We start from the raw sequence: 23,181 nt of genomic DNA, 5'->3' as shown, positions 1-23,181 counted from the left end.
ACTGATAAAACCTTATAGTAGAAAAAAAATAAAAATTGTGTTATATTAAATATTTAAATGACAATTGCTGAGAGGTGAGAGCTATGAATTTAGATAAAAAAAGAATAGTTGTAAAAGTCGGAACCTCAACAATCACCAATGAAGACGGAAGTATTAACTTCAGGGTAATTGACAGGCTGTGCAGAGTACTTGCGGAAATTGACAATATGGGCTATAAAGTGGTTTTGGTATCCTCAGGGGCTATCGGACTTGGAGTAAATAAACTTAGGCTGCCGGAAAAGCCTACGGAGACCAGGATGAAGCAGGCGGCTGCAGCAGTGGGACAGTGCGGTCTTATGCATATTTATGATAAATTTTTCGGAGAATACGGAAAATTAGTAGCCCAGATTTTGTTTACCAGTGATGACCTGGAGGTGTCTGAAAAAGGGGAAAATCTGTCCAATACCCTTGAGGCACTTATTGAAAACGGAGTGATACCTATAGTAAATGAAAATGACTCCCTAAGCTATAACGAGATTATTTCAAAGAAGAAGATATTCGGTGACAATGATATGCTTTCGGCCATTGTTGCCAATGTAATCAGATCGGGTAAACTGATTATTCTTTCTGATATTGAAGGGCTTTATGACTGTAATCCCAAAGATAATCCAGAGGCTAAGCTTATAAGCCGTGTAGAAAATATAGATGAAACGGTTTTAAGCCTTGCGGGAGGTGCGGGCAGTGCAAGGGGGACAGGTGGAATGATTTCAAAGCTTGATGCGGCAAGTCATGCTACAGATAATGGAATAGATACTCTTATTATATATGGAAGGGAGCCTGAGAAAATCTATGATATAATAGACGGAAAGAAAATCGGGACTCTTTTTGTAGGTAAGGAAGGATAATATTGTGAAAGTTGATAAACAAAACAAACAGGCAGTTTCAAACAGGCTAAAATTTTATTTTGCCTGGCCTATGATTCTATCTACTGTTTTAATTGCTATGAATGCGGCTATTTACATGATTAACGCGGATATAGCCATACTTATATCACTGTTTCTTATGGTTTATGTTGTGTTTGCGGTGTTTATATATATATTTGGAAAAATCGGATTTAAAACCGAGATGGTCAGATATGCAATGGATATCGCCAAGATAGAGGCAGCCAGACTGAATGAGATGGAAGTGCCTTATGCTGTGGTGGATGAAAGAGGAAATATCCATTGGTGTAATGATGCGTTTTATGATATTGCCAATTCGGATAATGTTGACAAAAAATCCATTTTAGAGCTTTTTCCGGAATTTTCAAATGAACTGAGTTCCGTAGAAGAAAGCGACATAGAAATAATAGCAAAAAAGGATGGCAAAGAGTACAGAGTAGTATTTAGAAGAAAGACCGAAGCGGAGGAAGCGGAAAAGCAGGGGGATGCTTGGAATGGTGGAATTTCAGTGTTTTTCTATGATATAACCGAAATCAATGAATTAAAGAGAGAGAACAGCGAAAATAAAATGATAATGGGGCTTCTCTACATAGATAATTATGAAGAAGCGCTTGAAAGCATAGATGATGTAAAACGTTCACTCCTTTCTGCTCTTGTAGAAAGGAAGATAACAAAATTTATGCAGAGTATAGATGCTGTTACAAGGAAACTTGAAAAAGATAAGTATATAGTTATTTTCAAAAATAAATATTTAGAAAAGTTAAAAAATGACAGATTTTCCATCCTTGATGAGGTGAAAGGTGTAAATATAGGAAATGATATGGCTGTTACCCTCTCCTTTGGAATAGGTATTTCAAAGGAATCCTATACCCAGTCTTCGGACTTTGCAAGAGCCGCTATAGATATGGCGCTTGGACGCGGGGGTGATCAGGTAGTAATTAAAGAAAAAAATAATATAACCTATTTTGGCGGCAAAAGCCAAAGAACCGGAACCAATACCAGAGTAAAGGCACGTGTAAAGGCACATGCCCTAAGCGAACTTATAGAGGCAAAAGACAATGTCCTCATTATGGGGCATAAGAACAGCGATACCGATGCTATAGGTGCGGCTATTGGAGTTTACCGTATATGCCGGACTTTTAATACTACGGCACATATAGTAATAAACGATATTTCAAGTTCAATAGCTCCTACTATAGATAAGATGAAGGCTACTTCCGAAAACGGTGAGGAACTTTTTGTAACAGGTGAGCAGGCTTTGGGAATGGTAGACAAGGATACCATGCTCGTTGTGGTTGATGTCAATAATCCAAAGTTTGTTGAATGTGAAGAGCTTTTATACAAGGTAAATACCATAGTATTGCTTGATCATCACAGACAGGGTAAAGACGTTATTAATAATACAGTACTTTCATATATTGAAGAATACGCTTCATCTTCCTGTGAGCTGGTAGCGGAAATCTTGCAGTATATAGACCTGGACGTTAAAATGACGTCTACCGAGGCAGCGGCTATGTACTCCGGTATTATGATAGATACCAATAATTTCCTTACAAAGACCGGAGTAAGGACTTTTGAGGCGGCAGCTTTCCTGCGAAGAAACGGTGCTGATGTAACTAAGATCAGAAAAGCATTCAGAACCGAAATGGATGAATTTAAGCTTAAGTCAAAGATAGCAAGTTCTGCTGAAATATACAGGGATTATTTCGCTTTTGCCAGAAATACCGAAGGGGACATTAAGGATAAAAACCGGGTTATCCTGGGTGCAAAAGTAGCTAACGAACTTATGGGTATATTGAATGTGAAGGCTTCTTTTGTATTTACACCTTGTGAGGGTGAAATCTATATATCAGCACGTTCAATTGACGAATTTAATGTACAGACATTAATGGAAAGTATAGGTGGCGGCGGACATCTTTCAGTAGCAGGTGCTCAGCCTAAAAACGTAACTATAGAAGAAGCTGAGAAAATTGTTAAGGATGCACTGGATTTGGTGATAGATGTTGATGATAAAAAGGGTTAATAAAAGGAGGAAGAAATGAAAGTTATATTGTTACAGGATGTAAAGAATCTTGGAAAGAAGGGTGAGCTTGTAGAGGCAAATGACGGTTATGCAAGGAATTTTATCCTGCCAAAGAAACTCGGGGCAGAAGCTACTCCTAAGAACTTAAATGATCTCAGACAGCAGAAGTTAAATGAAGAAAAGCGTCAGGCTGAGATTTTAGCAGAGGCAGAGTCTGTTGCGGCTGCTCTTAAAGATAAGGTGGTTAAGCTTTCAATTAGGGTAGGCAAGGAAGGTAAGGTGTTCGGACAGATATCTACCAAAGAAATTGCGGATGAGGCTAAGAAACAGTTCGGTCTTGAAATAGATAAAAAGAAGATGGTAAGTGATGCCATAAAGGCAGCCGGAACTTATAAAATACAGGTTAAACTTCACCCTAAGGTAGTAGGTGAGCTTACTGTAGAGGTAAAAGAAGAGGTATAAGATGGCAGAAGAGGAGCTGATTAAGAAAACCCCGCCTCATAGCAAATCTGCAGAGCAATCGGTAATAGGTTCCATGATACTGGACCCTGAAACTGTAATTACGGTTGCTGAAATTCTTGAGGCAGAGGATTTTTATGATAAGAGGTATGGCCTTATATTTTCAGCAATAACCGGACTTGAAAAAGAGGGAAAGCCCATTGATATAATTACCATAGAAAACAGAATAAAAGAAATGAATCAGCCTTTGGGGGCTATAGAAATGAATGTCCTTGGGGAGCTTGTAATGGCTGTATCTACTTCCGTAAATGTAGCTCATCATGCGGAAATAGTGTACAAGAATTCTTTGCTTAGGAAGCTGATTAAAGTTGCGGAGAAAATTTCTTTGAACTGTTATGCGGGAGAATCAAATTTAGAAGATATCTTACAACTTACTGAGAAGGAAATTTTCGATTTGCTGCAAAAACGGCAGGTATCTGATGCTACAGATATAAAGCAGGTAATTATATCGGTTATAGAGAGTATTGAGGCGGCTTCAAAAAGCGGTGGAACTGTTACGGGAATACCTACAGGGTTTCACGATTTGGATTATAAGATGGCAGGACTTCAGAATTCCGACCTGATACTTATTGCTGCAAGACCGTCTATGGGAAAGACGGCTTTTGCTCTGAATATAGCTGAATATGTAACAGTCAAGAAAAATGTAACTACGGCCATTTTCTCGCTGGAGATGTCAAAGGAACAGCTTGCAAAGCGAATTCTTGCCATGAATTCAAGGGTAGATTCCCAAAAACTTAGAACAGGTGATTTGTCAGACCGGGAATGGGGAGACATTGTAGACAGTGCAAGGATAATCGGTGAAACCAATTTGGTTATTGATGACACGCCGGGAATTTCTATTACAGAGCTTAGAAGTAAATGCAGGAAGCTAAAGCTTGAGAAGAACCTGGGACTGGTTATGATTGACTATATCCAGCTTATGACAGGCAGTAAGCAGACAGAGTCCAGACAGCAGGAAATTTCAGAAATATCCCGTTCTTTGAAGGCACTTGCAAGGGAGATAAATGCACCGATAATTGCGCTTTCACAGCTTTCAAGAAGGGTGGAGCAGAGAGACGATAAACGCCCTATGCTTTCAGACCTTCGTGAATCAGGTGCTATAGAACAGGATGCGGATGTGGTTATGTTTATTTACAGGGACGAGTACTACAATAAAGATACAGAAACCCCCGGAGTTACCGAAATTATAATAGGAAAACAGAGAAACGGTCCTATCGGAACAGTGAGACTTGGCTGGAAGAGTGAGCTTACCAAGTTTGTCAATATTGAAAGAGAGAAACAATAGAGGTACTACATGGATTATATATCTCAGATTTTAACAAACAAAATAATTATCGCAGGTCTTGTAAGCTGGGCTACAGCCCAATGCCTGAAACTTCTGATTTACCGGATAGTAAATAAGAAACTGGATTTTGAGAGACTGTTCGGAGACGGAGGAATGCCCAGTTCACATAGTGCAACAGTAACTTCGGTAGCCCTTATGACCGGATTGACAACAGGTTTTGATTCTCCGGTATTCGGAATTGCATTTATCTTAGCGATTGTGGTTATGCATGATGCGAGCGGTGTAAGGCTGGAAACAGGCAAACAGGCAAAAGTGATAAATGAATTGGTTAAAATCTTCGAAGACCTCGGTAAAAGTACACTAAGTCCACAGGAAAAATTGAAAGAATTTGTAGGACATACACATATGCAAGTGCTCGCCGGCTTCTGTTTAGGAATTATTGTAACCATTCTTTATTTTTGTTTGTAATTTCAGATAATTCATGTTAAAATCAAATTAACCCAAATTATTGATTAAACATTGGGACGATAGGTTGATGTTTTAGGAATTTGTAAGGAGAGGAAAATGCGTACAAAAGAACTAACTATTTCCAAGGATTTTGCTATGTTGCCTGATGCGGTTGCGGAGCTTGTTCAGACTGCCTGTAAATATGAGAGCAGCAGTTATGCTATTGCAGACGAAAAGAGGATCAACCTCAAGAGCATAATGGGAGTTATGTCTCTGGTAGCTATTAAAAGCAACGAACTTGTTATCGAGATAGATGGAGCTGATGAAGATGATGCCATCGCTAGTTTAGCAGGTTTTTGGAGCTAATTTTTATTTAATTGGAATTTTTGTGAATATTGAAAAGATATGCCTGCTTTTAGCAGGCATTTTTGTATAATAGACACTTTTTAAGAGAGTTTTATCTAATGTTTTAAAATTATAAAATAAGTATGAGTCAAATGTAATCAACGGGGAGGAGATATGGCTGTTCAATATATTATTGGAGGTACAGGCACAGGTAAATCTGAACTGTGTTTTAACAAGATAGTTAAGGAAGCAGAAAAAAATCCGGATAAAAACTATTTTGTAATAGTGCCTGAACAATTTACCTTACAAACTCAAAAAGATTTAGTTCGCTTAAGCAGAGCTAAAGCTATAATGAACATAGATGTACTCTCCTTTATGCGTCTTGCTTACAGAGTCTTTGAAGAGCTGAATATAAAAGAAAGACTTATACTTGAAGATACAGGCAAGAACATGGTTATAAGAAAGCTGCTTGGGGGGCTTAAAGAAGAACTTTGTTTTTATAAAAATGCAGTAGGAAAGCAGGGATTTACGGAAGATTTAAAGTCTCTTTTAAGTGAATTTATGCAATACGGAATTACACCCGATAATTTAACCAAAATAAAGGAAAAAACCTCATCACCGGTACTGGCTGCAAAGCTTCAGGATGCAGCCCTTGTGTACAGGGCATTTAATAATTATAAAAAAGAAAAATATATTTCGGCAGAGCAGATTTTAGAGGTATTGGCTAATGAGATAAGCAGGTCAAAGCTTTTGGAAAATTCTGTTATCTGCTTTGACGGCTATACCGGCTTTACTCCGGTACAGCTAAAAGTTATAGATCTGCTCTTAGTGAAGGCAGAGCATTTACTTTTTACACTTACTGTTTCCGAAAAAGATTATTACAGTGAAGAAGATGAAAAGTTCAGACTCTTTCATTTAAGCAAGGATACCATAAACAAGATAAACAAACTTGCGGGAGAAAGAGGGGTAGAAGTTGCAAGACCTGTAACAGCAGAGTTTTGCGGTAAGGTAAAAGCACTTAGCCTGCTTGAAAGGCAGATTTTCAGATATCCTGTTAAAAAAACAGATTCAGAAAATTCTGTAAGAATAAACGTATGTAAAAATCCACGAGAAGAGGTGGAAAGACTCATACCGGATATTCTTTCTCTTGTGAGGGATGAAGGACTGCGCTATAGGGATATTGCAGTTGTTTTGGGAGATATGGAAGAGTATGGAGAAATGGTGGTGGACACACTTTCATCTAAGGGTGTACCCTGCTTTTTAGACAGTAAAAAGACTATAGCTGACAATCCTTTTGTAGAATATATTAAAGCTTCGTTGCTGGTTGTGGAGGAGAATTTTTCCTATGATGCGGTAATGAGATATCTGCGCAGTGGGTTTGCCAATGTGGATGTTTATGAGGTGGATATATTTGAAAATTATATATTGAGAAGGGGAATTAAAGGCTTTAGGAGATATCAGACAAGTTTTATAAAAGATGAAGCCTCTGAAGAAGAAAGTATATCTGAGGGCTTGAGAGTAACTCTTGTAGATGAATTTAAGCCTCTTTATGATATTTTAAAATCAAAAAAGTCCAAGGCGGAAGACTTTGTAAAAGCCCTGTATGAATTTGTAAGTGCCTCAGGAAGTGAAGAGAGGCTTATGAAGCTAAGTGCTGATTTTGAAGAAAAGGGTAAAATGATAGCTGCAAGAGAGTATGCGGGTTGCTACAGGATAGTAATGTCAGTCTTTGAAAAAATGTATGAGCTACTGGGAGATGAGAAACTTAGTATAGAAGAATTCAGAAGTATATTGGAGTCAGGATTTTCAGAGGGGAAGGCCGGCTTTATACCGCCTGGACTTGACCAGATTGTAATCGGAGATGTGGAAAGAACCAGACTTAAGGATATAAAGGTATTATTCTGTCTTGGCTTTAACGAGGGAAAGGTACCTAAGTCTGTGGGAGCCAGAGGAATTATAACCGATACCGAGAAGGAAAAGCTTGCAGGTATGAATGTGGAGCTTGCACCTACAGCAAAAGAACGGGCTTTCAGAGAGCAGTTTTATATCTATATGCTTTTTTCAAAGCCGACTGAGAGACTGTATGTTTCTTATAGCAGCTCCAATATGGAAGGAAAACCCATTAAACCGTCATCTGTGATAAACAGGCTGAGAGCTGTGTTCAAACAGGAAATTGTCTCAGAGCCGACAGAGGAAGTATCTTTAATAAATGAAATCCGAAAAGACGGCGGTATGGAATTAATATTATCCGCAATCAAAAAAAGGGATTTAAAAGATAGTACAGTTATAAATCTGATAAAGTATTATAACTGCCATTATGATGATAGATATAATAAAATAATAGAGGGTACAGTTTCAAAAGCACATGGAAACAGTCTTGAAAAATACATAGCAACAGAACTCTACGGTGAGTTGAAAGGCAGTGTAACAAGGCTTGAACTGTTCAGCTCCTGTGCCTATGCGCATTTTATTAAACATGGTCTAAGGCTTAAGGAAAGAAAAGAATTTGAGCTAAAGCCTATGGACATAGGAAATATTTTACATGAAATCCTAGAGAGATTTGCTAAAAAGGTAGTAGAAAAGGGAGAAAGTTTTAACTCTATATCAGAAGAAACCAGGGAGGCTATTCAGGCAGAAAGTATTGCAGAGGCTTTTAATTACGGTGATGATATATTTAATGCTTCATTCCGAAATAATTACCGGCTTACAAGGCTTAAAAGAATTACAGACAGAGCAGTGAGGACAGTTCTCACGCAGATAAAATCAGGCTTATTTACTCCTGTGGCTTTCGAAGAAGAATTTGTAACCAAAGGATTTAAGGGCAGAATAGACAGGATAGATTCCGTATTGTCAGATTATCTTCCTGATGGCACAAGGCTTATAGACAGCAAGGAATTTGCAGACTTTAACAAAGTCCGATATATGAGAGTTATTGACTATAAGTCGGGGAATAAGGTTTTAGACCTTGATAGAGCATATTATGGACTGGATTTGCAGTTGTTTACCTACCTTAAGTATATTCGGGAAGAAATCGGAAAAAGGAGGGAGTATAAGAATAATCTCATTATTCCTTCTGGAGCCTACTATTTTCACATTGATGATCCTGTCATAGACTTTGGTGGGGGAGAAGAGGCGGTTATTAAGAGTATGAGGTTTGATGGAATTACTCTTGAGGGCAAACACCATATAAGCCTGATTGACAGTAAAATAGCAGATAATTCGGGACTTGTGGCCGGTGCTGATTCAGATGTAATAAAGCTGAAAACCAAAAAAGACGGAGAACCAAGCAGCCTGACCAAACTCTATAGCAGGGAGGAAATGAATGCGCTGATAGACAATTCAGATCTGGAAACAGAAAAATTTAAGAGTAGAATCTTAAAGGGTGAAATTACTCCGAAACCTTACTGCCTCGGAAATGAAAAAGGCTGTGATTATTGTGAATACAATGGGCTTTGTGGTTTTGACCTTAAGCTTTACGGCTATAACTATAACAGACTTAGAAAAATAGATAAGAAACAATTCTTTGCAGAGCTTAGCAATAAGCTGGAGGGAGAAAATGGAACCAAAGTGGACTGAGGAACAATTAGCTGTAATAAAGCACAGAGACGACAATATGCTGGTTTCTGCGGCAGCCGGTTCAGGCAAAACAGCAGTACTTATAGAAAGAGTTATGGGAAGGCTGTTAGACGAGAGGGCACCTATAAATATAGATGAACTCTTAGTGGTTACTTTTACAAGAGATGCAGCGGGAGAAATGAAGGAGAGAATAGGGGCTGCTATCTCAAAGAAGCTTGAAGAGGAAGTGGCGAAAGATGCAAACTCCGATATCTCTTTAAGACTTATGAAACAGTATTCTCTGCTATCGGAAGCACACATGAGCACTATAGACAGCTTTTGTAAAAAGGTTGTAATGGAGAATTTTAAGGAAGCTGAGATTGATCCGAGTGTGAGAACCTTGGATGATACCGAGGGTGTTATTATCAGAAAAAAAGTTTTAGAAGAACTTTTAGAAACTGAGTATGAAATAAGACATGCTGATTTTATTAATTTTGTAGAATATTTTGCCAGAGGTAAATCCGATAAGATACTTGAGGATCTGATTTTGCAATTATACAGATTCTCCGAAAGTCTGCCTGATAAAGAAAGCTGGTTTGATAGGGAAATAAATAAAATGGAAGAGCCTTTTAAGGGTTCGGAATTTGAAGAAATTTTGTTAGACTACTGTAGAATAGTATTGGCTGAACTTAGAAATGAAGCTGAGAGATTTGTAAAATTATCCCTGTCTCCCTATGGTCCTGTTCAGTATGAAAGTACAGGAAGCTCTGATATAGAGCTGTTTACCGGACTTATGAAGGCTGAGAGTTTTGAAAATCTGCTTGTTCTTGCAGAAAATACGGGCTTTGCAAGACTTTCGACTAAAAAGACAGTAGATGTGGATGAAGAGAAAAAAGAACTGGCAAAGAGTATCAGAGATGGCTATAAGGAGAGCTTTAACAAGTTAAAGGAAGATTTTTTGTCAGAAAATGTGGAGGAAATAGAAGCTTCCCGCAAGGTTACAGCCGGAGTCCTGAAAGAACTGATAAGATTGGTTCGAAAATTTGATAAGGCATATATTGAAGAAAAGAATAAGAGAAATATGCTTGATATTTCGGACTGGGCACATTTGGCTCTAAAGGTATTGTTGGATGAAGAAGGAAAGCCATCTGTCGCTGCAAAGGCTTATAAGGAGCAGTTTGCGGAGATAATGATAGACGAGTATCAGGATTCCAATCTTTTGCAGGAAAAAATCCTGACCTCTATTTCGAGGGAGGCTGACGGACAGCCTAATATTTTTATGGTAGGAGATGTAAAGCAGAGCATATACAAATTCAGACAGGCTAAACCGGAGCTGTTTATAGAAAAATACAATAAATATAGTCAGAGAAATAAGGGTAAAAGAATAGACCTTCACAGTAATTTCAGAAGCGGTCCTGAGGTAATTGATTCGGTTAATGCGGTATTTGAAAGAACAATGACAGAATCCTTAGGCGGGATAGTCTATGATGAGGCTGCAAGGCTGGTAAAAGGCAGGGATGATAAGCTTCAAAATGAACTGAATAAGACGGAGATTCTGCTTTTTGATAAATCGAATGAGATACCTGAGGAGCTGTTAAAATTAAGTGATATTGAGCTTGAGGCTTATATGGTGGCAGGACGGATAAAGAGGCTGATGGTAGAAAAAGAGGGGCTTAAATATAGTAATATTGCTATACTTCTCAGGACAAATGTGGAATGGGCGGAAAGCTTTAGAAGAATACTTATTTCAGAAGGGATACCTGCTATCTGCGAATCAAGCGTAGGATATTTTTCTGCCTGGGAAGTACAGGTGATGATATCCCTGCTTAAGATTCTTGACAATCCGCATCAGGATCTGCCATTGGGAACCGTATTGCTCTCACCTATAGGCGGCTTTGATGAGCAGGAACTTGCCGAACTTCGTATAAATTCAAACAAAGATGAAGATTTGTGGACTATACTTAACCTTTCAGAAAATGAAAAAAGCCTTAAATTCATAAACTGGTTTAACGAACAGAGAAGCAAGCTGATATTTACCCCTGTGCATGAACTTATCAAAGAGCTTTATGAAGAAAGCAATTTTTACAGCTATGTGAGGGCTATGCCTTCGGGTGAAACCAGAGCTGCCAATCTGGATATGCTGGTTTATAAGGCTAAGGCTTACGAGGCTACTTCTTTACATGGGGTAGTACATTTTGTAAGATATATAGACAAGCTTAGAAAATACGAAGTGGATTTTGGAGAAGCCGGAGCGGGCGGTGCCGAGGCGGTTAGAATCCTCTCCATACATAAAAGTAAAGGATTGCAGTACCCTGTGGTCTTTGTTTCGGGTATGGCAAAAAGTATGAATAATCAGGATTCAAGGGCAAGTATGGTAATCCAGGCCGAACTTGGAATCGGAATTGATTATTTTAATATAGAAACAAGGGAGAAAAAGACTACCATTCTTAAAAAAATGCTTGCCGGAAAGATTCGACTTGAAAATGTTGCGGAAGAGATAAGGCTGTTATATGTGGCTATGACAAGGGCGGAGGACAAGCTTTTGCTTACGGCAGGTTTAGAAGATGTGGAAGATAAGCTTGTGTCCTGGGAACATGACGAGCAGGGATATATGTCACTTTCAAAGGCAAATTCGCTCTTAGACTTTGCAATGCCTGCACTTATAAAAGAAAAAAACGAAGGCAGACTTACCATTGCCGTACAGTGTGCAAAAGAGCTGGTAGATTCAAAAATGGATGAAGCAGCCGAAAAAGAAGTGTTAGAAAGTGATATTACAAAGCTTATTTCTTCTCTCCCTGAACCGGATGGTTACGAAGCCATAAAGGAAATGATTTCAAGAGAAAAAGATTATATATATCCGTTTAAGGAGGCAGTAGAGTTAAAAAGCAAGATGACGGTTTCCGAAATTAAAAGGCTTCATCTGGAAGAAGAGGAAATCGGAGAAGCTGTATATAACCTGCCACATAAAGAAGCACCTGAATTTGAGCCTTATATCCCCGATTTTATGTCCAAAGAGCCTGAGGAAACCAAGGGGGCTGCAAGGGGTACACTTTACCACAGCATACTTAGCAGGATGGACTTTGGAAATATATCCGGAAAAGAGACTTTTAAGGATTATATTGCAAAACTTAATATTGATAAAAAAATAACAAATGAAGAGTTAAGCAGTATAGACCTCAGACATTTTGCAAAATTTTTTGAAAGCAATCTTTATAAGAGAATGAGGCAGGCTTTCCTTAACAGTAAACTTTACAGAGAGGCTCCCTTTGTAATCGGCATTGACAGGGAGATAAACACAGAAAAGGAAACAGTTCTGGTACAGGGAATCATAGATGCCTGGTTTACAGAGAACGAAGATGTAATTCTTGTGGACTATAAGACAGACAGGGTATATGGGAAGCAGGGTGAAGAAGAGCTTATAAGGCGATATAAGCTGCAGCTGGATAACTATGCTGAGGCTTTAAGCAGAATAACCGGGAAAATGCCGAAAGAAAAGCTTATATATTCATTTGCACTTGGAAAAGAGATTTTGATAGAGGATGAGAAAGGGTGAAGGTATGGCGGCTTATTTAGGGTTTGCGGAAGTGTATGATAAATTTATGGACAATGTTCCTTATGACGAATGGACAGCTTATCTGACAGGCTTATTAAAGGAGTATGGGGTAGAAGGAGGCCTTGTGGCAGAGCTTGGCTGTGGCACGGGAAGTGTCACAGGTAGACTAAAGGCTACCGGATATGATATGATAGGTATAGACAATTCACCTGAAATGTTGCAGATTGCAGCAGAAAAGGATAGTGATATACTTTACCTCTGCCAGGATATGAGGGAGTTTGAACTCTATGGTACAGTGGCTGCCTTTGTCTGCATTTGTGACGGAATGAATTATATTTTAGAGAAATCTGATCTTGTAAAAGTGTTTAAATTGGTTAATAATTATCTTGATACAAAAGGAATCTTTATTTTTGATATGAATACCATTTATAAGTATGAGCATATTCTGGGAGAGAATGTCATAGCTGAAAATCGCGAAAACATGAGCTTCATCTGGGAAAATTATTATGATAATGAAGAAAGAATCAATGAGTATGATTTGACTGTTTATCTGGAAGATGATGAGGATGAAAAAGGAAGATTTTTAAGATTTGATGAAATTCACTACCAAAAGGGGTATACTATAGAGGATATAAAAGGAGCCTTGGAAGAAGCAGGGATGGAATTTGTGGCTGTCTATGATGCATTTTCTAAGGATGCTCCAAAAACTGATAGTGAGAGAGTTTATTTCATAGCTAAGGAAAAATATCAGGAAGGAAAAACATATAGGTAAACTTATGAAGGATTATGTAGTAAGAGCAGTTGCAGCAGGTGGGGAAGTTAGAGCCTTTGCCTGCACAACTAAAAATCTGGTAGAAGAAGCCAGGCTTCACCATGACAGCCTGCCTGTGGTAACAGCGGCACTTGGAAGGCTGCTTTCTGCGGGCTCTATGATGGGGCTTATGATGAAGGGTGATGATGATAAGCTGACTCTGCAGATAAAGGGAGACGGACCTATAGGCGGTCTTGTAGTGACTGCCGATTCTAAGGCAAGGGTTAAGGGTTATGCCTTTAATCCCGATGTGGATATTCCGCTTAAGGCTGAAGGAAAGCTTGATGTAGGCGGAGCCATAGGAAACGGAGAGCTTACGGTAATCAGGGATATGGGCTTAAAAGAGCCTTATGTAGGGAGAACCAAGCTTATTTCGGGTGAAATAGCAGAAGACCTTACTTACTATTTTGCTTCAAGTGAGCAGGTACCAAGCGTGGTAGCCTTAGGTGTGCTTGTAGAAAGAGACTACAGTGTAAAAAGAGCGGGAGGCTTTATTATCCAGCTTATGCCGGGGGCGAGTGATGCTACCATAGATGCAATAGAGAAGAAAATACCTATGGTAACTTCTGTAACCGGAATGCTTGATGAAGATATGACTCCGGAGGAGATACTTACCTTTATACTTGAAGATTTGGGAGTTGAGATTACAGATAAGGCAGAGACTTCTTTTGTTTGTGATTGCAATGAAGAAAGAGTGGAACAGGTGCTTCTTAGCATTGGAGCAAAGGAGCTTACTTCGCTTTATGAAGAAGATAAACCTGTTGAATTATGTTGTCAATTTTGTGGAAAAAAGTATGAATTTTCAAAAGAAGAGATAGGAAAGTTAATAAAAGAAGGAATTAGGTAAGAAATCTAACACAGTTCAGACATATATTAGTGTTAATTTCATACGAGTAGATGAATGTTATTGAAGGGAGATTTAAATGAAAAATAAATTTTGGGCTTTATTACTGACGGGAACAATGGCTTTTGGAAGCTTTACAACCTTAGCTCCGAGAGAAGAGGCAAAAGCGGCTATAGCATTTCTGTACGACAAGAGTAGTCCGAATAATATGCTCACTCTTAAAAAGACAAAAGAGATATTTATAGGACAAAGTAAACTTGATGTTGATTACAGTATAGGCGGAAGGACTTCAGGAATAAAAGGAAGTTGGAAGTCATCAAATAAAACTGCCGCAACTGTATCCCAAGATGGTGTGGTTACTGCGAAAAAGCCGGGAACTACAGTTATAAGCTTTAGCTACAAGGTAAATAAAAAGCTGATTACAATTAAGTGTAAGATTATTGTAAACAGCGGAGTGGACAGCTTAGCTATAGCCGGAACAGGTAAGTTTGACGGAACTATGCACACAGACTCTATTATACAGTTTAAGGCTACAGCCAAGGCAGGAAACAATGAAGTAAAGATAAATCCGGGCAGAAAGCTTTCTTACGGTGTATTTTATGAGTTGTTTGCAGACGAAGCCTGCACTGCAAAACTCTCACCTGCTTTAGCTACCATAACCTCATCAGGTTTTATGGTGGCCGGGCCTACTGCTACAAAGGTATATGTAAGAGCTTCTATAAAAAACAGCAGGGCTGCGACTGAAGGTATTAACAGTAATGTAATCGGTGTGGATATAAAAGACAGAGCTCCGGTGGCTACGCAGTCTGCAGTTAAGGAAATAGTTATTGAAAATATGGAAGCCCCTCTTGCAAATCTAAGTGACAGCGGAATGAAGGCAGAGGTAAGATATAAGCTTTTAGACCAGTACGGAAATGATGTGACCAGGGATATAAGATTTGCGGGAAAATGCAGTGCGGTATGGGAAGGCAATAAGCCTGTGACTCTTATAACAGATGGTAAATTCCTTATAGACCTAGAGCCAAACCAGACTGTGGGTTATGTTGGAAAATTAAATATAACATATGGCGGAGCAGGAGCATTCAGTAAGGAAGTACAGATAAAAATAGGAAGCCCGAGTTATATCAAAGATATCCAGATTATGGGAATATATAAGCGTACACTTACCGGTTACGTCAAAGTAATGGATAACACTACATTTTTAGCCAAAGGAACTATGATTAACTCATTTGGAGGCAATCCTTCGCTTAATACTGTTCCTGAGTCCTACTATGTACTGGTGAGGGCAAGAGATAATTATGGCAATAGCATTTATAATGCAGGTATACCACAGAGCAAAGTATCTCTTGTTATAACAGGTAATACCGGCATTGCACTTGATGCGGTAGACGGCAAGATTCAGACTATATCACCGATTACTGTAGATGGGGAGACGTTCTTGACTTATCCTCTTAAGGCTGCAACACTTTATACCGGAGCAGTAAATATAAGGGCTGTGACAGCAGGTAATTCTGCGAGCAATGCTATGGACTCTAAGGTAACTGAAGGTTCAAGTGTAGGTTCTCTTGTAATAATCGGAAGTGTGGGTGGAGCCTTTGTCGGAAAAGAAAATTTGATTAACTTTACCCTGACCAACACTTCGGGCAATCAGGTTACAAGGTATGAAGAAGTTATTTCAGCTCTTGGCTTTGTAGATAATGGCGCGGGAAGAGCCTATATAATGCCGGGTTCAAATATTATTAGTTCAAATTTGGGTTCATATTTTTACTTTAGTAAAAATGCATCAGGTGCTGCAGAGCTATACTATGTACCTTCAGGAGCAGTACTTCAAAACGGTACTGAAATAAATACTGAAACCATTACGGTGCTTAAAGGGACGACAGCACAGAAGGATTATACAATTATAGTAAGGCTGAAATAAAAGCAAAATAATAAGTAAAATATTGGAGTTTTAAATGGGGAATTTTATAACGGAGTTAAAGAAGATTGCAACAGAACTAAGGGTGAATATCTTTAATTTGCTTCGTTGGTGCGTACTTGCCACATTGGTAGGCCTCTTTGTAGGAGGTATCAGTGTGGCATTTTCCGCGCTTGACATCAGAGCGAATAATTTGTTGAAAACGCATCCTAATATATTGTTCGGTTTGCCGTTTGCAGGTCTTATAATAGTGTATTTGTATAGATTTGCAGGGGTATATAAGTCGAAGGGGACAAATCTGGTAATTAGCACAATACAGGCAAAAACAGAGTTGCCTGTGGTTATGGCACCTCTTATTTTTGCATCTACCCTGATTACCCATGCTTTCGGAGGTTCGGTAGGCAGGGAGGGAGCAGCCTTACAGCTTGGAAGTGCCGCAGCAGCCGGATTAAATAAGATAAAATGGCTTAAGCTAAGCGAAGAAGAAAAGCGCATGATAATCATGTGTGGAATGAGTGCGGCTTTTTCGGCAATTTTTGGAACTCCCATAGCTGCTGTTTTCTTTCCTATGGAAGTTGCAAGTATAGGAATAATCCAGTATTCGGCTATGTTTCCCTGTTTCGTGTCCTCGGTAACAGCGAGGTGGTTATCCCATTTATACGGACTGGAAAAGGAACATCTGGGAAGGGTAACGGATGTTGGACTTAATTTTGATGTAGTATGGAAGATAGCTCTTCTTGCTATTGTCTGCGGACTTTTAAGCATAATTTTCTGTCTGCTCTTAAAAGGAGCCGGTACAGCATTTTCAAAATTACATATAAATCGCTATTTTCAAATCTTTGTAGGCGGTACAATTTTCATTGTTATTAATATTCTGCTTGATACAAAGGACTTTCTCGGAGCCGGTATGCCTGTTATAGAAAGGGCGGTAGAAGGTGAAGTTGTATGGTATGCCTTTCTTATGAAAATGCTTCTTACCGCACTTTGTATAGGTGCCGGCTATAAGGGCGGTGAAATCGTGCCTTCGCTTTTCATAGGAGCAACCTTTGGCAATCTCTTTGCCCATCTTTTTGGCTTGCCCACTTCTCTTGCAGTAGCCTGTGGAATGGCGGGATTATTTGTGGGAGTTACAAACTGTCCTATAGCCTCTTTGCTTATCATTTCGGAACTATTCGGATTTAGAGAGGGGAATATCTACTTCTTACTGGCTATTACAATCAGTTATATAATGTCAGGCTATTTCGGACTTTACTCAGAGCAAAACATTATATATTCCAAGTTCAGAACTAAATATATCAATAGGAAGGCAGGGGCTTATGAGGAAGAGTTGGAGAAATTTTAATTCTGTAAAGCTTGCAAATCATTCTGTAGAATGGAGTGGAGGTCAGGACATAGCACCACACGAGTTATATAATAATTCTATAAGTGTGGTATAGAAAGAATAGTATAACAATGGTAATATTGCATTAAATGGGATAGCACACTTAAATTGTAACAAAAGTCTTATTTGTTAAGGATATGTTACGTAAAATGAAAAAGAGTCTTATTCGTTAAGGATATTGTAGGCATATCATTTGATATGCCTAAATTTAATTTAGGTGATTATTTTATGAGGTATAATGTTTTTGGAGTTTATCCGGTAGATTTTAAAGATGATTAAGTTTCTGTTATAGGTTAATATGTAAAATTCGCTAAATATCAGCTTTGAAAATCTTAAGAAATAAATAGAATAAAAATCATCTTCAGAAGAAATAAGTATAATAGCCACACAACAATCAAGGAACTTATGTTCGAAACTTCTTGCAAATAGGCTTATAATCTGCTATACTAAATTGTCGATGAAATAATTGTGTTATATTTTAACATAACTTATATATTTGTATTACAAGTGTGGAGGTATGAAATTGTTTATAAAATGTTTGGCAGTAGGTATAGGAGGATTCTTGGGTTCTTTGCTAAGGTATCTACTATCTGAAATTCCGATTAAACAAATAAATTACCCTGTAAATACGCTTATTACAAATATAATAGGAGCTGTAATTATAGGAATGGTTATTTCTTATGCCGATAAAACAGGTATGAGACCTGAGAAATTATTGCTCTTAAAAACAGGTTTTTGCGGTGGATTAACCACATTTTCTACATTTTCGTATGAAGCTTTTAGCCTTATCGAAAAGGGAGAGTTTTTGTCGGCAGGAAGCTATATTTTTTTATCCATAGCTTGCAGTATAGCAGGAGTATATTTAGGACTTAGGATGGTGTAATAATTTATGAGTGAAAATTATGACGGAAGTCAGATAGTTATATTAGAAGGACTTGAGGCGGTTAGAAAACGCCCGGGTATGTATATAGGAAGTACAGGTACAAGAGGGCTTCACCACCTTATATGGGAAATCCTTGACAATGGTATAGATGAGCATCTTGCGGGCTTTTGTTCTCAAATTGACCTTATTCTTAGAAATGATGGTGGTATAACCATAAGGGACTATGGAAGAGGTGTACCTGTAGACATTCACCCAACCAAGAAGATACCTACGGAAAGAGTTGTATATACAGTTTTACATGCAGGCGGTAAGTTCTCAGGCGGAGCGTATAAGGTGTCAGGTGGACTTCATGGAGTGGGAGCTTCTGTAGTAAATGCCCTTTCAACCAAAATGATAGTTGAGATAAGAAGAGACGGCAATGTTTATGTGGATGAGTATGAAAATGGTGGACATCCTGTAACAGCCCTTGTTAAAGGCGAACTTCCTGCTGTTAAGACCTGTAAAAAGTCTGACAAGGGAACTAGCGTTACCTTTTATCCCGATGATACTATCTTTGAAACCATTGAATTTAAGGCTGACATTATTAAGAAAAAACTTAAAGAGACAGCTTTTTTAAATAAGGGGCTTAAGTTAAACTTTAAGGATGAAATTACAGGTGAAGAAAAGACCTACGAAGAAAAAGATGGAATTAAGAGCTATGTAAAATACATCAATCGTGAAACAGAAGTAATTCATGATGAGGTGGTATATGTAGAGGGCGAGTCAGGGGATATAGAGGTTGAAGTAGCATTTCAGTATACTAATGGATTTTCGGAGCAGATAAATGCCTATTGCAACCGTATAAATGTAGTAGATGGCGGAACTCTGGTTACAGGCTTTAAGACTGCACTTACAAGGGTTATGAACCAGTATGCGAGAGAACTTGGCTATCTTAAGGGCAAGGATGATAATTTTGACGGAAAAGATATACGTAACGGTATAGTTGCAATTATCTCCATCAAGCACCCTGACCCGCAGTTTGAAGGACAGACCAAGACCAAGCTTGGCAATACTGATGCGAAGACAGCGGTAGAAGAAGTAGTTTCAAAGGAAATCGTAAGATATTTTGATAAAAATATAGAAGTACTTAAGTCCATTCTTGACCTTGCACAGAAGTCTTATAGTGCAAGAACTGCCAGTGATAAGGCAAGAAATGCTGTACTTAAAAGCTTGAATGACTTTGATGTAAAGAGTAAGCTTGCTTCCTGCTCGTCTAAGAATGCTGAAGAATGTGAGATTTACCTTGTGGAGGGAGATTCTGCCGGTGGTACGGTTAAGACAGCCAGAAACCGTAAGACTCAGGCTGTACTTCCGCTTCGCGGTAAAATCTTAAATGTGGAAAAGGCGGCACTTGAGAAGATACTTGTAAATAATGAAATAAAGTCAATGATAGCTACCTTTGGCTGTGGCATAGGTGATGAATTTGATATAACTAAGCTTCGCTATGATAAGATTATTATTCTTACAGATGCGGATGTAGACGGTGCTCATATAAGTACTCTCTTGCTTACATTTTTCTATAGATTTATGCCTGACCTTATTAAAGAAGGTAAAATATACAGAGGGCTTCCGCCACTATATAAGGTGGACTATGAGGAAAGCGGAGCCAAAGTCTTAGAAGAGAAAAAGCTTGGAGAAGGGCAGCTTGATATCTTCCAGCTTGGAGTAGAAGATAAGCCTTCTGAAAAACAGCTTAAGGCTAAGTCCGGCAAGAAGAAAAAGAAGTCTGAATATATTTTCAATGACTATGAGCTTGAAAAATTTAAGAAGAATAAAAATCGTAAAATCCTTGAAATACAGCGTTACAAAGGTCTTGGAGAAATGGATGCAAGCCAGCTTTGGGAGACAACCTTAGATCCTAAGACACGCTCTCTTGCAAGGATAGATATAAGCGATACAGTTGAAGCAGATGAGGTTACAAGTCTGCTTATGAGTAGCGTAGTTCCACCAAGACGGGAATTTATTATGAATGAAGCGAAATATGCGAAGGTGGATATATAATAAAAATAGAAAATTAGTCAATGATTTTCTACGATTGTAGAGTAAAAATACCAAAGTCAGTGTTAAGCTGAATATTAATTGTGCGTGCAGCTAACAAACAGTTTCCGCAGAATGGTACAAAGCCCGGATTATTCATGCCATATGTCACAGACCTCTTGTTATTCATAGTACAGTAGGATAAAAAGTTTTCTGTCTGTGACTATGTGGTAATATTACCAAACATCTGTAAAATATCGTAATTTTAAGCCTGTGCTTTGAGTAGAATATTTTACGAGATATTTCGTGAATAATTTGTGCTAAGTAAACTTTAGACTATTATTTATCAGTAGAAGTTAAATACTGTGAAAGTCTGATTTTTGACAGTTGAAAAAAACAGTTTGTGGATAATAAGGACTAATTTATAGGAAGTGGAAAGTATGGTAACAGAAGAAAATATTATAATTCAGGATTTCTCTGAGGAAATGAAAAATTCCTACAGAGATTATTCCGTAAGCGTAATTATATCAAGAGCCCTGCCGGATGTAAGAGACGGTCTTAAGCCGGTTCAGAGAAGAATACTTTATGCTATGAATGAACTGGGACTTGCACCGGATAAACAGCATAGAAAATCAGCCCGTATAGTCGGAGATACCATGGGTAAATATCATCCGCATGGTGACTCTTCTATCTATGATGCCCTTGTGCATATGGCTGAGGAATGGTCTATGTCAGTGCCTTTGGTGGACGGACATGGAAACTTTGGCTCTATAGACGGCGACTCGGCTGCGGCTATGCGTTATACGGAGGCAAGGCTTTCAAAAGGAGCTATGAACCTGCTTACAGGGCTTGACAGAAATCTTGTTGACTTCGTGCCAAACTTTGACGAGCGTGAAAAAGAGCCTGTTATACTTCCTGCCAAGCTTCCGTTTCTTCTGATAAACGGAACTACGGGAATAGCTGTAGGTATGGCTACCAATATACCTCCACACAATCCGGGTGAGATTATAAAGGGTGCAATAGCCCTCCTTGACAATCCTGAGCTTACCACAGAAAAACTGATGAAATACATACCGGGACCTGATTTTCCAACAGGCGGTATCATAGCCAATGCAGACGAAATTGCAAATATTTACGAAAACGGTGAGGGCAGACTGCGTGTAAGAGGCAAGTATATAATTGAAGACGGAGAATACGGCAAAAAAAATATAGTTATAACTGAAATTCCTTTTACCTCGACAGGTAACAAGTCAAGGCTTGTAGAAAGTCTTGTAAATCTTATGAAGGATAAGGTGTTTGATGAGATTGCAGATGTAAGGGATGAATCTTCATCAGATGTCCGCATAGTGGTAGAGGTTAAGAAGGGAAGAAATGTAGAAAACCTCCTTAACGGAATATTTAAGAAAACTCCTTTGGAAGATACCTATTCGGTAAATATGCTTGCAGTAAGAGACAAGCAGCCAAAGATATTCTCACTAAAGGGAATTTTAGAAGAATTTTTAGGCTTTGAAGAAGAACTTTATACCAAGGAATATACACATTTACTGGAAAAGGCAAAATCCAGAGCAGAAGTTGTGGAAGGTCTTATTAAGGCTGTAGATGTAATTGACCTTATTATAGAGGTGCTTAGAGGTTCAGAGTCTATAAAGCAGGCAAAGGACTGCCTTGTAAACGGTAATATAGCAGAAATAAAGTTTAAGAGCGAGGCATCAAAAAAGGCTGCGAAGGAGTTTGATTTTACCGAGCCACAGGCTGATGCAATACTTGCTATGCCGCTTAGCAGACTTATAGGGCTTGAAGTCTTAAAGCTTTCTACAGAAGCAGAAAATCTTAAACAGAATATTGAAGAATATAATAAAATATTATCCGATAAAACAGAGCTTCATAGGGTAATAAAGACTGATTTGAAGGCAAATGTAAAAAACTTTGAGAAGCCAAGACGTACTGAGCTTTTAAATGAGGAGAAGCAGGTCTATGTGGAAGAAGTAAAAGAAGAGGATGTATATGTACTGATAGACCGCTTCGGCTATGCTAAGAGTGTGGATGTAAGCAGTATTTCAAAGGCAAATGAAGAGGCTCTTAACGAGTATCCGACTAAAATCATGATGAAAAATACTGACAGAATATGTATATTTACGGCAAGCGGAAATATGCATCAGGTCAAGGCTAAAGACATACCTAAGGTAAGGCTTAGGGACAAGGGAACTTTAGTTCACAATATTTCAAAGGTTGGCAAGGAGGAGATTATACTTTATACCTCTTTTGCAGAACTTTTTGAGTCCATGGTTTTCTTTGCTACCAGGAAAGGTTTTGTAAAGCTTGTTTCCGGTGTGGAATTTGATACAAACCGTTCCGTAATGCTTGCAACCAAACTTGAAGAGGGAGATGAGCTTTTAAGTGTAAGGGTGTTAAGTGCGGCAGAAATACTTTCACATGACCTAAGGGTTTATATGCTCACAAAGAAAAAGATTGGACTCTCCTACCTCCTTGATGAAGTGGTTGAAATGAAGAAAAGCGGCAGAGGAGTTAAGGGCATCAGTCTTGCCGAAGATGATGAGGTGAAAGGTGTAGCTGTCGAGATCAGTGCTACTACAGAAGTAGAATTTGATGGTGACAGCTATAAGGTAGCTAAGTTTAAACTTAAAAAGAGAGCTGCTAAGGGAGATAAAATTAAGTAGGCT

Annotated in this window: 15 protein-coding genes; all 15 read left to right on the top strand. The window is 38.5% G+C overall.

From position 1 onward, the window contains the following. The first annotated feature begins 83 nt into the window (after positions 1-83). The 15 genes from proB (at position 84) to GCWU000282_RS05205 (ending at position 23,178) form a co-directional block, all read left to right on the top strand. Positions 84-884 (top strand): glutamate 5-kinase, encoded by an 801-nt coding sequence (proB, locus tag GCWU000282_RS05275; protein WP_023353993.1) that lies wholly within the window; start codon positions 84-86, stop codon positions 882-884. A 4-nt stretch (positions 885-888) separates the two neighbouring features. Then, positions 889-2,943, top strand: coding sequence for a DHH family phosphoesterase (locus tag GCWU000282_RS05270; RefSeq protein WP_023353992.1), 2,055 nt, complete (start codon positions 889-891; stop codon positions 2,941-2,943). A 15-nt stretch (positions 2,944-2,958) separates the two neighbouring features. Continuing rightward, positions 2,959-3,405, top strand: a complete 447-nt coding sequence (gene rplI, locus GCWU000282_RS05265; protein ID WP_023353991.1) for a 50S ribosomal protein L9 — start codon at positions 2,959-2,961, stop codon at positions 3,403-3,405. Position 3,406: 1 nt separating this feature from the next. Then, positions 3,407-4,747 carry a replicative DNA helicase gene (gene dnaB, locus GCWU000282_RS05260; protein ID WP_023353990.1) on the top strand — a complete coding sequence of 447 codons (1,341 nt, stop codon included), beginning with the start codon at positions 3,407-3,409 and terminating at the stop codon, positions 4,745-4,747. A 9-nt stretch (positions 4,748-4,756) separates the two neighbouring features. Next, complete coding sequence (locus GCWU000282_RS05255) at positions 4,757-5,215, top strand: divergent PAP2 family protein (protein WP_023353989.1); 459 nt, start codon at positions 4,757-4,759, stop codon at positions 5,213-5,215. Between the two features lie 96 nt (positions 5,216-5,311). After that, positions 5,312-5,560: an HPr family phosphocarrier protein gene (locus tag GCWU000282_RS05250; protein ID WP_023353988.1), complete on the top strand. Its 249-nt coding sequence runs from the start codon at positions 5,312-5,314 to the stop codon at positions 5,558-5,560. A gap of 153 nt (positions 5,561-5,713) precedes the next feature. Further along, the gene (locus GCWU000282_RS05245; protein ID WP_023353987.1) at positions 5,714-9,115 is read left to right on the top strand and encodes a PD-(D/E)XK nuclease family protein; all 3,402 of its coding nucleotides are present in this window, start codon (positions 5,714-5,716) and stop codon (positions 9,113-9,115) included. After that, positions 9,096-12,647, top strand: coding sequence for a helicase-exonuclease AddAB subunit AddA (addA, locus tag GCWU000282_RS05240; protein ID WP_023353986.1), 3,552 nt, complete (start codon positions 9,096-9,098; stop codon positions 12,645-12,647). Before GCWU000282_RS05245 ends, addA begins: the two co-directional genes overlap by 20 nt. A gap of 4 nt (positions 12,648-12,651) precedes the next feature. Next, positions 12,652-13,419, top strand: a complete 768-nt coding sequence (locus GCWU000282_RS05235) for a class I SAM-dependent DNA methyltransferase (RefSeq protein ID WP_035039792.1) — start codon at positions 12,652-12,654, stop codon at positions 13,417-13,419. Positions 13,420-13,423: 4 nt separating this feature from the next. After that, the gene (gene hslO / locus GCWU000282_RS05230) at positions 13,424-14,305 is read left to right on the top strand and encodes an Hsp33 family molecular chaperone HslO (protein ID WP_023353984.1); all 882 of its coding nucleotides are present in this window, start codon (positions 13,424-13,426) and stop codon (positions 14,303-14,305) included. A gap of 76 nt (positions 14,306-14,381) precedes the next feature. Continuing rightward, complete coding sequence (locus GCWU000282_RS05225) at positions 14,382-16,223, top strand: Ig-like domain-containing protein (RefSeq protein ID WP_023353983.1); 1,842 nt, start codon at positions 14,382-14,384, stop codon at positions 16,221-16,223. Positions 16,224-16,257: 34 nt separating this feature from the next. After that, positions 16,258-17,562, top strand: coding sequence for a chloride channel protein (locus GCWU000282_RS05220; protein ID WP_023353982.1), 1,305 nt, complete (start codon positions 16,258-16,260; stop codon positions 17,560-17,562). Between the two features lie 562 nt (positions 17,563-18,124). Next, positions 18,125-18,484 carry a fluoride efflux transporter CrcB gene (gene crcB, locus GCWU000282_RS05215; RefSeq protein WP_330365813.1) on the top strand — a complete coding sequence of 120 codons (360 nt, stop codon included), beginning with the start codon at positions 18,125-18,127 and terminating at the stop codon, positions 18,482-18,484. A 6-nt stretch (positions 18,485-18,490) separates the two neighbouring features. Beyond that, entirely contained in the window at positions 18,491-20,524 is a 2,034-nt protein-coding gene (locus tag GCWU000282_RS05210; protein ID WP_023353979.1) for a DNA gyrase/topoisomerase IV subunit B, read from the top strand. A gap of 416 nt (positions 20,525-20,940) precedes the next feature. Continuing rightward, entirely contained in the window at positions 20,941-23,178 is a 2,238-nt protein-coding gene (locus tag GCWU000282_RS05205; RefSeq protein WP_023353978.1) for a DNA gyrase/topoisomerase IV subunit A, read from the top strand. Positions 23,179-23,181: the final 3 nt, after the last annotated feature.

Origin of the sequence: Catonella morbi ATCC 51271, assembly GCF_000160035.2 — a bacterium.
Classification (GTDB): domain Bacteria; phylum Bacillota; class Clostridia; order Lachnospirales; family Lachnospiraceae; genus Catonella; species Catonella morbi.
This window is presented reverse-complemented; position numbering and strand designations above follow the sequence as displayed.